The 14,140-nt window shown below is 68.4% G+C and carries 7 protein-coding genes and 1 pseudogene; 3 read left to right on the forward strand and 5 right to left on the reverse strand.

Annotation, left to right across the window (positions count from 1 at the left end; genetic code table 11):
- The 5 genes and pseudogenes from HUX88_RS18710 to HUX88_RS18730 form a co-directional block, all read right to left on the reverse strand.
- Positions 1 to 512 (reverse strand): annotated as a pseudogene (locus HUX88_RS18710) (DUF349 domain-containing protein); the annotation flags it as partial.
- Positions 513 to 590: 78 nt separating this feature from the next.
- Positions 591 to 1,316, reverse strand: a complete 726-nt coding sequence (locus tag HUX88_RS18715; RefSeq protein ID WP_117013686.1) for a hypothetical protein — start codon at positions 1,314 to 1,316, stop codon at positions 591 to 593.
- Between the two features lie 153 nt (positions 1,317 to 1,469).
- Positions 1,470 to 3,878, reverse strand: a complete 2,409-nt coding sequence (locus HUX88_RS18720) for a bifunctional acetate--CoA ligase family protein/GNAT family N-acetyltransferase (RefSeq protein ID WP_176362749.1) — start codon at positions 3,876 to 3,878, stop codon at positions 1,470 to 1,472.
- A gap of 27 nt (positions 3,879 to 3,905) precedes the next feature.
- Positions 3,906 to 4,895: a DUF2804 domain-containing protein gene (locus HUX88_RS18725; RefSeq protein WP_176362750.1), complete on the reverse strand. Its 990-nt coding sequence runs from the start codon at positions 4,893 to 4,895 to the stop codon at positions 3,906 to 3,908.
- A gap of 10 nt (positions 4,896 to 4,905) precedes the next feature.
- Positions 4,906 to 6,147 (reverse strand): winged helix-turn-helix domain-containing protein, encoded by a 1,242-nt coding sequence (locus HUX88_RS18730; protein ID WP_176362751.1) that lies wholly within the window; start codon positions 6,145 to 6,147, stop codon positions 4,906 to 4,908.
- 143 nt (positions 6,148 to 6,290) lie between these two features.
- On the opposite strand from HUX88_RS18730, the gene HUX88_RS18735 reads away from it, so the two are divergent.
- From HUX88_RS18735 to HUX88_RS18745, 3 genes are all read left to right on the forward strand, one after another.
- Entirely contained in the window at positions 6,291 to 8,945 is a 2,655-nt protein-coding gene (locus tag HUX88_RS18735; RefSeq protein ID WP_176362752.1) for a diguanylate cyclase domain-containing protein, read from the forward strand.
- 87 nt (positions 8,946 to 9,032) lie between these two features.
- Positions 9,033 to 10,283 (forward strand): exonuclease SbcCD subunit D C-terminal domain-containing protein, encoded by a 1,251-nt coding sequence (locus tag HUX88_RS18740; protein ID WP_176362753.1) that lies wholly within the window; start codon positions 9,033 to 9,035, stop codon positions 10,281 to 10,283.
- Entirely contained in the window at positions 10,280 to 14,119 is a 3,840-nt protein-coding gene (locus HUX88_RS18745) for an AAA family ATPase (protein WP_176362754.1), read from the forward strand. The genes HUX88_RS18740 and HUX88_RS18745 overlap by 4 nt, the downstream gene beginning before the upstream one ends.
- The last annotated feature ends 21 nt before the right edge of the window (positions 14,120 to 14,140 follow it).

Consider the following 14,140-nt stretch of genomic DNA (forward strand, 5'->3'; position numbering starts at 1 on the left):
TTGACCTGCGCTTCCCGGCGGGCCGCCAGCGCGGCGCGCGCGGCGGCGTAGGGTTCGGCCAGCGCCGGCACGGCGGCGGTGATCTGCCATTGGCGGTCGAGGTCGGCCACCTGGTTGGGCGTCAGCTTCTCATCCTGCAGCAGGCGCTGGGCCAGCTCCAGGCAAGCCTGCGCTTTTTGCTGCTCGGCCTGCTGGTAGCGGATCGCGTCCAGCCGTCCCTGCATCAGCTTGGCGACGCGGCGGTCGGTGTTGCGCATGGCCTGCAGCACCCGTTCGAGCTGCGGCTGCGACTGCACATGCTCGGCGGCGGCCAGGCGCACGCCGGCGAATTCGCTCTGCAGTATCAGCTCGACGGCGGCGGCCTCGTCGCCCGCCAGCGCGGCGGCGCGCTGGGCCTGCTCCTCGCGGCGGCTGGCCGATGCGGCAGCGGCGGCGCCCTGCTCGGGAGTCGCCTCGGCGGCCTGTTGATCGGCCGCCTGGTCGGTAGTTCGCTTGAAGATGAAATCGAACATGGTGCGCTATGAGATGGCTAAAACCACCATCATAGCAAAGCAAGGGGAATTTGCCCGAAGCGTATGCTAATTGGGCGGTTATTTCATCGCCGGCAACTGCCGGGTGGTACGGACCTGGGGCGCCGGCGCCGCTTGCGCCTCGCTTTCCTCGACACTAATCATCGGCAACACCTGCAGGCCGGGAATGCTGATCTGGCCGTCATCCACCACGCGCAGGGCGCCGGCCAGGTTGCGCGCGGCCACCGCCTTGGGCTTGGCCGCGTCGACCGCCGCCACCGCCGTCATGCCGGCGCGCTTCATTTCTTCCAGATGCTTGTCGTGCATCATCAATTGATTCGCGATGGAAAACCAGGTCTCGCCGGCGATGGCGTTGCGGGCGATGGCGAACAGTTCCTGCTCCTCCTTCTCCAGCCGCTTGAGCAGCGAGGAGCAAAAGGTTTCGATGCTTTCGCAGATGAGGTTGACCTGGTCCTCGCGCACGTCGGCCACCGAGCCCAGCTTTTCCTGCAGCATGCGGATCGACAGCAGCGCCGACTGGTTCAGGCGGTTGAGCTCGTCCAGCAGTTGGTCGGCGCGCTCGGTCGCCTCGCGCAGCGCGGGGATCAGGTACATCTCGGTTTTGCGCCAGTGGCAGGCCTGGTACAGGCTGTTGAGGTTTTCGCAGGCGTATTCCAGCTGCGAAAGGGTAATGCTGTTCTGATGCATCAGCGTGGAGCGCACATACTTTTGGAACGATAACAAACTGAGGCGGACACTGGCGTGCTCCACCGACAGGGCTACCAGAGTATATGTGGCAGTTAACATTCTGACTCCCAAGGCTGAAGTTGCGAAACGCCCGGATGGGCGGCAAAGAGCGGAAGTAAAAGTGTAAATAAAGCCGACAAACACGCTTTGACCTAGAACAAATCTGCGGCCTTGCGTTATACACATCAATATATAACAACCCGGCCGCGAATGCTATCGCAACGGCAGTTGCAGACGCACCATTCCGGCCTCGGGATGCGGCAAAACCACGCCGCCGAAATGGCGCACCAGTTTTTGCACGCCGAAGTTCTCCGCCAGCGCGTCGCCGACGATCTCGCCGGTGCCCTGGCTGCGGAAATAATCGACCAGTTTCTGGAACAGGATGTAGCCCAGCCCCTTCCCTTTCAAATCGGAACGCACGATGATGGCGAATTCGGCGGACTGGTTGTCCGCGTCGGCCACGGCGCGCACCACGCCCAGCGTTTCCGGCTCGCCGTTGGCGCCGTTGCGGGTGGCGATGAAGGCCATGGCGCGGTCGTAGTCGATCTGCGTCAGGCGCGCCAGCTGGGACGGCGGCAGCTCGCGCATGGCGGTGAAGAAGCGCAGCCGCACGTCGTCCGGGTCCAGCGCGGCGAAGAACACCTGGTGCTGCGGCGCGTCCTCCGGCCGGATCGGCCGCAGCAGGATGCGCCCGCCCTGCCAGTCCAGCTCCTGCTCCAGCTCCAGCGGATAGGGACGGATCGCCAGCGCGCCGCCAGCGCGGGCCGGCGCCAGCCGCACCTGCGCGGCCAGGGCCACCACCGCGCCGCCGATGGCCAGCAGCGGATTGAGATCGAGTTCGGCCAGCTGCGGCAGGTCGGCCACCATGTCCGCCACCTGCACCAGCGTGCGGCACAGCGCGTCCGCGTCGGCCTCGGTCTGGCCTTGCGCCAGCAGGCGCGCCACGCGGGTGCGGCCGACCATGTCGCGCGCCAGCACCATGTTCAGCGGCGGCAGGCCGGCGGCGCGGTCGGCCGCCACCTCGGCCGCGATACCGCCCTGGCCGAAGAACACAACAGGCCCGAACACCGGGTCGGTGCCGGTCTGGATGCGGGCCGCCGCCAGCGTGTGGCCGGTCAGCGCGGCCTGCTGCGGCGTGGCCAGCGCGATGCCGTAGGCCGACAGCAGCGCGCGCGCATCCTGGTCGGACAAGGCGCCACGGCCGGACGCCAGGGCCGCCGCCACCAGCACCCGCGCCGCCGCGCGCTCCGGCGCCGAGGTCGCGGGCAGGCGCGCCGGCACCTCCATCAGCAGCTCCTGGTTGCGGCGGTACTGGGCGATCTGCAGGAAGCCGTGCACCGCCTTTTCCGGCGTGTCGTAGGTGGGCAGGCCGGCGTCGGCGAACAGCTGGCGCGCGGCCGCCACCGCGCGACCGCCCAGCCAGCAGGACAGCACGTTCTTCGACGCGGAGCGCATCAGCGGCGCCACCGCCGCCGCGATCCGGCCGCTGTCCACCATGGCCGTCGGCGCGTGCAGGAACAGCAGCGCGTCGGCCTGCGATTCGCGCAGCAGCGCCTCCACCGCGCTGGTGTAACGCTCGACCGGCACGTCGGCCAGCAGGTTGACGGGATTGTCCAGCGGCGCGTCGGCGCGCTTGAGCAGGCGCTGGGTCTCGGCCGACAGGGGCGCCAGCCGCGCGCCGCTGCATTCGAGCGCGTCGGCGGCGATCAGGCCCAGGCCCACGCCGTTGGTCAGCACCGCCAGCCGCTCGCCGCGCTGCGGGCGCTGGCGCGCCAGCGTCTCGACGGCGTCGAACAGGTCCTCGGTGGAGTGCACGCGCAGCATGCCGGCGCGGCGGATCGCGGCGTCGAACACCAGGTCGGCGCCGGGGGCGGCGTCGCGCCCGACCTTCAGCACGATCACCGGCTTGCCGCGCGCCGCCAGCCGTCCGGCCGACATGAACTTGCGCGCGTTGCTGACATCCTCGATGCACAGCAGGATGGCCTCGGTCTCGACGTCGCCGGCCAGGTAGTCCAGCAGGTCGCCGAAGTCGACGTCGGCGACCCCGCCCATCGTCACGAAGCGCGAGAAGCCGATGCCGCGCAGGCTGGCCCAGTCCAGCACCGCCGTGCCCAGCGCGCCCGATTGCGACACGAAGGCCAGCTTGCCGGCATCGGCGGCGATGTGGGTGAAGCTGGCGTTGAGCCCCGCCGCCGGCGACTGCAGGCCGACGCTGCCCGGCCCGAGGATGCGCATCAGGTAGGGCCTGGCCGCGTCCAGCATCGCCTGCTGCACGCTGCGGCTGCCGGCGCGCAAGCCGTCCAGCCCCGCCGTCATGACGATGGCGGCGCGGGTGCCGCGCGCGCCCAGTTCGGCGATCACGCCGGGGATGGTGGACGGCGGCGAGCACACGATCGCCAGGTCCGGCGCCGACGGCAAGGCAGCCACCCGCGCGTAGCACGGCATGTCGTGCAGCACCTGGTACTTGGGATTGAGCGGCCAGATGGCGCCGCCGCCGCGCGCGAAGCTACCCTGCGCCAGGTTGGCCAGCACGCGGGTGCCGATGCGCTGCGGGTTGTCCGAGGCGCCGATCACGGCCACCGAACGCGGTTGGAACAATCGGTCGAGATTCCTGATGCTCATGCTGCGATGCTCCTGTTGTACCGGCGACTACCAGCGCGAAGCATGGTCCTCGGTCACGCCCATCATCTGCGTGACCACGCGTTTCGGTTGATCCGGCGCGCTGCGCACCCAGCCCGTGAAAGTGCCGACCGGCTGCAGGTAGCGGCTGGCCGCCACCACCAGGTTCTGGTCGTCGCGGCGCGCGCCCTCGGGCGTGAAGTACAGCTCCAGCAGGTCGTCCTCGGTGAAGATATGCCACTGCGACAGCGGATCGCTGCTGTCGTAGATGAAGTGCGCGGGCGCCAGCGCGTGCACCTGGCCGTCCAGCCACAGCGCGTTCTCGTTGCCGCCGAAGTAGCCCGACTGCAGATTGAAGCCCATCTCCAGGTCGTGCGCCGAGGCCCAGCGCCACGCGGTGTTCCGCGCCAGCAGGCCGTTGGAGTAATCGAAGCTGGCGACGCCGCCGGCCAGGTCGTAGTCCTCGCGGAAGGTCCGCACTTCGCCGCTCAGCGGCATGCCGGACGACTTCTGCGTCGCATGCACCGAGCCATGCGCCACCGGCCCGGCGGCCAGCAGCAGCGGCGAGGCGCCGGGACCGAATTCGGCGTCGATCTCCAGGTAGTCGCAGCGCAGCGTCAGCCCGAAGCTGCCGTCGCCGCGGCTGTCGATGGCGATGCTGCTCTTGCGCGTCTTGAAGCGGCTCGACGCGCCGGCATGGTCGGCCAGCCGCGCCGACAGGCCGGGCAAGCCGTTCTCGCCGAAGTTGGCCAGCATGTCGCCGTCGTTGCGGTCGAAGGCATAGGCGAAGGCGGTGCTGGTCCAGCCCAGGTCGACGATGGCGACCGCGCAGAACAGCTGTTCGGTGCACAGCGCCACGTAGTGCCAGCGCTTGTGGTGGAAGCGGCGCCACAGGCGGTTGCGCGCGAACGGCGCGGCCAGCCGGCTCCAGTCGATGTGGCCGACCTGGCCGGCGTAGCGGCCGAACAGCGGCTGGCCGTCGGGGCCCAGCAGGCTGTCGGGGGCGGCGGGCAGGCTCATTGAACTCCCATCATGCGGCTTCCATTTCTTTGATGTTGTGATCCAGCGCGGCGCGCAGCAGCGGCGCGAAGCCCTCCGGCGCGGCGTGGACGATGCGTATCTCGGGACATTCGTGCCAGTTGGCCAGGCGCTGCAAGGCGCCGGCGACGTCGCGCACGAAACGGTCGCTGACGCGCACACCCGGCTCCAGCACCAGCGACTTCAGTTCAAACACGCCGCCGCGCCGGTGCGCCTTGGCGTCCACCCGGCCGACCAGCGCGCCGCGCCGCAGTATCGGCAGCGTGAAGTAGCCGTATTTGCGTTTCTCCGCCGGAGTGTAGCATTCGAGCCGGTAATCGAAGCCGAACAGCTCCAGCGCGCGACGACGGTCCCACACCACCGGATCGAACGGCGACAGGATGGTGGTCAGCGTCGGCGCCAGCGTGCCGGCGGCGGCGGCCTCCAGCAGCGGCGCGTGATCGGGATGGACGTAGATCGGATCGTCCCAGTCGTCGACCCAGGCGCGCAGCAGGGCGCCCTGCTCCACCAGCTCCGCCGGGTCGAGGCGCGGCGGCTTGGTGCGGAAGTAGTCGCCGATCCAGGCGGCGCGCGCGCAGCCCATCGCCTTGACCGCCTTCAGCACCAGCGCGCGGCGGGTGTCGTCGATGTGCGGCATGCGGCGGTCGTCCCAGCCGGGCAGCACGCGCTCGGCCAGGTCGTAGATGCGCTGGAAGTTCTCGCGCGCGGCAATCATCAGCGCGCCGGAGGTGAACAGCACTTCCAGCGAACGCTTCTCCGGCTTCCAGCTCCACCAGCCGCCGCTCTGGCCGTCGGTGCGCTCGAAGTCCGAGGAGCGCGTTGGACCGTTGACGCGGATGTGGTTGAGCACCGCGTCGACCTCGGCGCGGCGCTCGCGCATCCAGGTCTCGGAATACTTCCAGCCCATCGCCGCCGGATCGAGCATGCGGTGGCGATACAGGCCGTAGTCCTCGATCGGCACGAAGCAGGCCTCGTGCGCCCAGTACTCGAACAGCTGGCCGGCCGCCAGCGCCTGTTCCAGCCACGGTTGCGGATAGTCGCCCAGGCGGCTCCACAACACCAGGTAGGGACTGCGCGCCACCACGTGGATGGTGTCGATCTGCAGCACGCCCATCCGGCGGATCGCATCCAACACGTCGGCCTGGCGCGCCTTGCGGCGGCGCGGTTGCAGCAATCCCTGCGCCGCCAGGTGCAGCGCCCGCGCCGCGGCCAGGCTGATTATCAATTCGGTCATGACCGCTATTCTAATAAAGAAATCAACATTGCCTGTGATCGGAAAGTGGTTTTTTTTGACTGGCCGGCCACAAACGTGATATTTCCGTGCAGAATATCCACATTGCGGTACAGCTTAGATTTCGCCGTGACCCAAGACTTTCAATGACCCATACCGCCACGCGCCCGATCGTGATTTTTTTCCGCCGCCTGTATCGCGCGGTCCTGCTGCCCGTTTTTGCGCTGGTGCTGCTGGCCGCCATGTGGGCGGCGGTGGCCTATCAACTCGGCCAGGAGCGCCAGACCGCCCGCTACGAAGCGGTGCTGCACAATCAGTCGCAGGCGCGCACGCTGGCCGAACACACCAACCACCTGCTGCGCCAGGTCGACCACGCCACCCAGCTGTTCAAGCTCAAATTCGAGGAGACCGGCGGCGCGCTGCGGCTGGCCGAGTTCACTCGCAGGAACGGCCTGCTCGATTCGCTGCTGCCGTCCAAGCTGGACCTGCCGCTGGCATTGGTCGGCCCCGACGGCCGCCTGATCGACAGCCGCAACGGCTACTTCCCGCCGGACATGCACGACCAGTCCCTGTTCCAGCACCACGCCGGCACGCCGGTCGACACGCCACTGGTGTCGACACCGGTGGTCGAGCCGCGCACCAAGAAATGGCAGATCCTGATCACGCGCCGGCTGAACGACGCCAAGGGGGAGTTCGCCGGCATCATCATGGTGATGATCGACCCGGCCACCTTCGTCGAGGACTACGACCGCCTCAACGTCGAACCCGGCGGCGCCGTGCTGCTGGTGAGCCGCGAGAACGGCATGTCCACCGCGCGCGTCGACGACCAGCTGATCATCAGCGATTCGATCGACTTCACCGCCGCGCAGGACGGCGCGCAGCAGGACGAGCTGCTGCTGGCGCGTCCGTTCGACGCCGTCGAGCGCATCTACGGCTACGCCGAGATGCCGCGCTACCTGCTGCTGGCGGTGGTCGGCAATCCGGTGCAGTCGGCGATGGAAGGCTACACGCACCGGCGCGACATGTACTACGGCGCCGCCGCCACCGCCTCGGTGCTGATGCTGCTGTTCGTCGGCCTGCTGATGCAGCAGGCGCACCGCTTGCGGCGCAGCGCGCGCATGATCACCGAAGCCCAGACCATGCTGCGCGCGGCGGCCGACGCCAGCATGGACGCGGTCTACCTGTTCAAGGCCTGCCGCATGCGCGGACCGTCCAAGGAAATCGTCGACTTCACCATCGCCGACCTGAATGAGCGCGGCGCGGCGCTGCTGGGCGCCACCGCCGCCGAACTGAAAGGCAAGCGCCTGCTGGAAGTGCTGCCGGCGCTGCACACCAAGGGCTACATCGACAAGTACAAGACGGTGCTGATCACCGGCCGGCCGATGGAGGAGGAGTTCGAAGCCGACCACCTGCCGGGCGGCGCCCACCTGTGGCTACACCACCAGATCGTCGCCATCGACGAGGGCGTGGCGGTGACCACGCGCGACATCACGCCGCGCAAGGAAAGCGAACTGGCGATGCGCAAAAACCAGGCGGAGCTGGCCGCCGTCAACGACGCCTCGCCACTGGGCCTGATCCGCGCGGACGCCCAGGGCCACTGCACCTACGTCAACCGCACCTTCGAATTCATCACCGGCCTGACGCGCGAGGAATCGCTCGGCGATTCATGGATGCGCGCCATCCATCCGAACGACCGCCCGGTGCTCAAGGCGGCCCTGAAGCACATGGCAGAAACCCGCGTCCCCTACCAGGACACGATGCGCTGCGTCCACCCGGACGGGATGATGATCTGGATCTCGTTCAAGATCGCCGCGATGGTGGTGGACGGCCAGGTCTATGGCTACGTCGGCACGGTGGACGACATCACCCACGTGCGCAAATCCGTGATGGCGCTGCGCGAGAGCGAGGCGCGCCTGCGCACCATCGCCGACACGCTGCCGGCCATGGTGGCCTACATCGACTCGGAGGAAATCTACCGCTTCCACAACCTCGCCTACGAACGGGAATTCAACCGCAATGGCGTGTCGGTGCTGGGCAAGGCCGTGGACACCACCATCAGCGAGGAGCGCTACCGCTTCCTGTCGCCCTACATCAAGCGCGCGCTGGCAGGCGAAACGCTGACCTTCGAGGAGGACGATCCCGACTCCACCATCGGCCGCACCTTCGAGGTGGTCTACATCCCGCAGATGGACGAAGACGGTGTGTCCGTGATCGGCTTCCACGTCATGCGGCAGGACGTCACCGCGCAGAAGCGCGAGAAACAGCGTCTGCTCAAGCTCTCGCAGGTGGATGCGTTGACGGGCCTGACCAACCGCGCCGGCTTCGTGCAGCGGCTCCAGGACAGCATGCAGGCGAGCCGCGAACACCATGGCCTGATGGCGGTGATGTACATGGATATCGACCGCTTCAAGCCGGTCAACGACACCTATGGCCACAGCGTCGGCGACGCGCTGCTGAAGGCGTTTTCGGCGCGGCTGACGCACGCCATGCGCGCCAGCGACACCATCGCCCGGCTGGGCGGCGACGAGTTCACCATCATCATGGAGCGCATCGCCCGCGTCGACGACGCCGCGGCGCTGGCGGCCAAGATCGTCGCCGCGATGCAGGCGCCGTTCGATCTCGATGGCACGGTGGTGTCGATTTCGGCCAGCATCGGCCTGGCCTATTACCGGGACGAAGACATCACGCCGGCCGAGCTGCTGCACCGCGCCGATGTGCTGCTGTACGAGGCCAAACAGGCCGGCCGCAATACCTATCGCGCCGGCCCGGCGCTGCCGGCGGCGGCCAGCAACGCGGCCTAGCCAGCGGCGTATCCACTTTTATCAACTCGTCCGGGTCCATCTTGCGCTATATTGTGCGCTTCCCGGCTGTTTTGATTACACATCTTCATGCGTCTGCTGCACACCTCCGACTGGCATCTCGGCCAATCCCTGCATAATTTCGAGCGCACCTACGAGCACCAGTGCTTCCTGGACTGGCTGCTGGACACCATCGCCGCCGAGCAGGCCGACGCGCTGCTGATCGCCGGCGACATCTTCGACAACGCCAATCCCTCGTCGGCGTCGCAGAAGCAGCTGTACCGTTTCCTGCAGCAGGCCAGGGAGCGCGCGCCGCAACTGAACCTCGTCATCATCGCCGGCAACCACGATTCGCCGGGACGGCTGGAGGCGCCGGGACCGCTGCTGGAGGCGCACGGCACGCGGGTGGTCGGCGCCGTGCAGCGCAAGGCCGACGGCGAGATCGACCTGGAGCCGCTGGTGCTGCCGCTCACCGGACGTGGCGGCGCGGTGGAGGCCTGGTGCCTGGCCGTGCCTTTCCTGCGGCCTGGCGACGTGCCGCGCCTGCCGGCGGAAGATGGCGCCGATCCCGCTCCCGATCCTTATTTAGCGGGCATCGCCCTGCTCTACCAACAGACGCTGGAACTGGCGCAGTCCAAGCGCCAGGCCGGCCAGGCGATACTGGCGATGGGCCACTGCCACATGGTCGATGGCCAGATGTCCAACGATTCGGAGCGCCGCATCGTCATCGGCGGCACCGAGATGCTGCCGGCCGGGATCTTCGGGCCGGACATCGCCTACGCCGCGCTGGGGCACCTGCACCTGGCGCAAAACGTCGGCAAGCAGCAGCACATCCGCTACTGCGGCAGTCCGATCCCGCTGTCGTTCGCGGAGGTGGGATACAGCCACCAGATCCTGCGCATCGACATCGACGGCGCCAACGTGCGCGAGATCACGCCGCTGATGGTGCCGCGCGCGGTCGCGCTACTGCGGGTGCCGGCCAAACCGGCGCCGCTGGCGCAGGTGCTGGAGGAACTGGCGGCGCTGGACCTGCCGCAGGCGGAGCCTGAACGGCAGCCCTTCCTTGAGGTTCGCGTCCTGCTGGACGCGCCGGAACCGGGCCTGCGCGCGCGGGTCGAGGCGGCGCTGGACGGCAAGCCTGTGCGGCTGGCCAAGATCGAGACATCGAGCGCGGCGCGCAACACCTCCATCGACGACGAAGTGATGACGCTGGACCGGCTGGAGCAGCTCAAGCCGGACGACATCTTCCGCCAGCTGTACAGGCAAAGATTCGACAACGACGCGCCGCCCGACCAACTGAGCGCCTTCACGGAACTCATGCTGACATCGAGGCAGCCATGAGAATCCTGAAAATCAGCGGCAAGAACCTGGCCTCGCTGGCCGGCGAATTCGGCGTGGACTTCGAACAGGAGCCGCTGGCGTCGACCGGCCTGTTCGCGATCAGCGGCCCGACCGGCGCCGGCAAAAGCACCCTGCTCGACGCGCTCTGCCTGGCGCTGTACGACGCCACCCCGCGCCTGTTGAAGGTCGCGGGACGCAACTACCTGGCCGACGTCGGCGCGGAAACCGTGTCCACGCAGGACCCGCGCACGCTGCTGCGGCGCGGCACGGCCGAAGGTTATGCGGAGGTCGATTTCGTCGGCAGCGACGGCGCCTCCTACCGCGCCCGCTGGAGCGTTCGCCGCTCGCGCACCAAGGCCGAAGGCGCCTTGCAGCCGACCCAGATGTCGCTGCTCCTGCTGCCGGCGCTGCAAGCGATAGGCGGCACCAAGACCGAAGTCAAGGTGGAGATCGAGAAGCGCATCGGCCTGTCGTTCGAGCAGTTCACGCGCGCCGTGCTGCTGGCGCAGAACGAATTCTCCGCCTTCCTCAAATCCGAAGACAACGAACGCGGCGAGCTGCTGGAGACGCTGACCGGCAGCACTGTCTATTCCGAGATCTCGATGCGCGCCTTCGAACGCGCCAAGCAGGAACAGGCGGCCTTGCAAAGCCTGATCGCCCGCCTGGCCGACCAGAAGCCGCTGAGCGCCGAGCAGCGCGGCGAGCTGGAAGCGCAGCGCGCAAGCGCCGCCGAAGCCCTGCAAGTGCAGGAACAGCAAAAGCTGGAGCTGGAACAGGAACTGCGCTGGCACAAGCAGGCCGCGAAGCTGGCCGACGATGAACAGTTGGCGCAGCAAGCCTGCCAGGTCGCCGTCGCCGAGGTGGCAGCATCGGCGCCACGCCGCACCGCGCTGGCGCGCATCGCGGCGGTGCAGCCGGCGCGCCCGTTGGCCGACGACATCGCGCGCATCGGCGCGGACATCGCCGCCACCCAGGCCACCATCGCCAGCAGCACACAGGATGCGGCACTCGCCGCGCAGGCGCTCGAACGCGCCACGGCGGCGCAAGCGCAAGCCGCAGCGCAAGTGCAAGAATCGGAAGCCGCGCAACGCAACGCCGCGCCGCAGCTGGACCAGGCCAAGGCGCTGGACGCCCGCATCGAGGCCATGCTGCCGACCTACCGGCAAACCGCCGCCGCGTGCGAGAAGGCCGACCAGGCGGACGCAGTCGCCAGGGCCGCGCTGCAAGAACGGCAGGACGAACGCAAGCGCCTGGCCGCGCAGCACGAGGCGGCCGTCACCTGGCTGGCGCAGCACAAGCAATGGCAAACGATGGCGCAGTCGTGGGAGCGTTGGGATGTGCTGTTCGTACAGGCCGGCCAGGCTGCGTCGCAAGCGGAGAAGCTGAGCAGCTCACTGGCCCGCGTGCAGCGCAACGCCAGGGCGCATCGCGACGAGGAGGCCGACGCCAGCGGCAAGCTGGCCGCCGCCGGCGCAGCCATGCAAACGCTGGACGCGCAGCGGCAGGAAGCGGCACGTGTGCTGGCGGCCTTCCCCGCCGACCAGTTGCAGACTACCCGCCACGATCTGGAGCAGCGCCGCGATCGACTGGCCGCTGCGGAAAAACTGTGGATCGAACTCGATGCGCGGCAAACCCGCCATGCACATATCGAGGCGCAGTCGGCGCAGCTGCGGCAGGCGGTGACCGCCGCCGAGATTCAACTGAAGGCCGCGCAGCAGGAAGGCGTCGGCATACTGGCGGCCTTCTCGCAGGCCGAGCGTTCGCTGAAGCTGGCGGAAGCCGCCTGCGCCAAGAACGTGGAATCGCTGCGCGCCGCGCTGGAAGACGATGCACCCTGCCCCGTCTGCGGATCGCATGAGCATCCATACCGGCAGGACGACGGCGGCCTGCACGCGATGCTGGCCGAGTTCCAGGCGGAAGTGGTACGCTGCCGCCAGCAGATGGAGGCCAACGTCAATCAGCAGGCGGCGCAACGCGCCACCGAGCAGGCCAGCCTTGAACAATTGAACGCGCTGACCAGCGAAGGCCGTGCCGTGGCGCAGGCGCTGGAGCGCGTCGCCGCCGCCTGGCAGAGCCACATGCAGGCCGCCGCTCAAGGCGATGCGGCATCGGAGCTTTCGGCGTCGCTGCCGCCGGAACCGGAACGCACCGGCTGGTTCGTCACCCAGCTGGAGCAGGTGCGCGACGCGCTGCAAGCCGTCGAACGGCAGGAACGGGACATGCACGCCGCCCGCACCGCGCGCGACCAGGCGCAATCCGCCTACGACCTGGCGGCCGCCGAGCACGCGCGCCTGCAAGGCATCGCCGCCCACGCACAGACCGCGCTCGCCCAATCGAACACCGAATACAAGGCGCTCGACGATCAGCGCATCGACATCGCACTCACGCTCAGCGGCCTGCTGTCCGACCTGGACCCGGCCTTCAGCGGCGGCGACATTCCGAGCGAAGACTGGAAGGACGACTGGAAAGCCGGCCCGGCCCGATTCCACGAAGCCCGGCAGGCCGAAAGCAAGCAATGGCTGGCGCAGCGCGCGGCGCATGACGAACGCGCCGCCGCCATCGCCACCATCGAGCTGGAAGTGAAGGCGCTCGCCGAAGCGCAGGCCAGGGCCGGCCTGGACGCCGTCAACGCCCGCGTCGCCTACAGCAGCGCGGACACCGCGCTCAAGGACATGCAGCAGCAGCGCATGGCGCTGTGGGGCGGTAAGGAAGTACGCGATGTCGAAGCGGCGCTCAACGCCGCCATCGATGCCGCCAGGGAGCGGCTGGCGGGACTGCAAAACGCGGCGCAGCATGCGGCGCAAGCCCGCGCGCGCGCCGACGAGGCGCTGGCCCAGGCCACGCAACGGCTGGCGGCGCTGCACGGCGCATCGACGACGGCCGTGGCAAAGCTGTCCGACTGGGTCGCCGCATTCCAGCAGCGCCAGCCCGACGCCGGCCTGCGCGACCTGGAACATCTGCACGAACTGCTGGCCCATTCCGCCGACGACGTGGACGCCGAACGCGCCGCGCTGCAAGCCATCGACCGCGCCGCCGACAACGCCGCCGCCGTGCTGAATGAACGCCAGCGCCAGCGCGTCGAGCACCAGCTGTCCGCGCCACCGGAGCGCACGCCCCCGGCCGAAGCAGATGGCGACAACGACGCGGCCGCCGCCGCGCCGTCGCCGATCGCCCAACTGGCTGCGGCGCTGAACGCGCTCGCCACGGAACGCGGCACGGCGCAGGACCAGGCCACAGCGCTGCAACTGGCGCTGGCGCAGGACGACGCCAAGCGCCGGCAATCGCAAGCCATGCTGGCGCAGATCGAACAGCAGGAAACCATCGAGCAGCGCTGGGCGCGCATGAACGACCTGATAGGCTCCGCCGACGGCAAGAAGTTCCGCAACTACGCCCAGCAGTTCACGCTGGACGTCCTGCTGGGCTACGCCAACGCCCACCTGAACCACCTGGCGCGCCGCTACCAGCTGGAACGCATCAGCAATCCGGCCAGCCCTTCCCTGGCGCTGCTGGTGCGCGACCTGGACATGGGCGGCGAGATGCGCTCCGTGCATTCGCTGTCCGGCGGCGAATCGTTCCTGGTGTCGCTGGCGCTGGCGCTGGGACTGGCCTCGCTGTCGTCCAACCGCGTGCGGGTCGAATCGCTGTTCATCGACGAAGGCTTCGGCAGCCTCGATGCCGAGACGCTGCGCGTGGCGATGGACGCGCTGGACGGCCTGCAGGCGATGGGCCGCAAAGTCGGCGTGATCTCGCACGTGCAGGAGATGACGGAACGGATCGCCGTAAAAATACTGGTGCAGCCTTCGGCCGGTGGTAAAAGCGCGGTCACTGTGCAGTAGAATGGTGTTTTATTGCTAATG

This window comes from Duganella sp. BJB1802, assembly GCF_013369445.1.
Classification (GTDB): Bacteria; Pseudomonadota; Gammaproteobacteria; order Burkholderiales; family Burkholderiaceae_D; genus Rugamonas; species Rugamonas vulcania_A.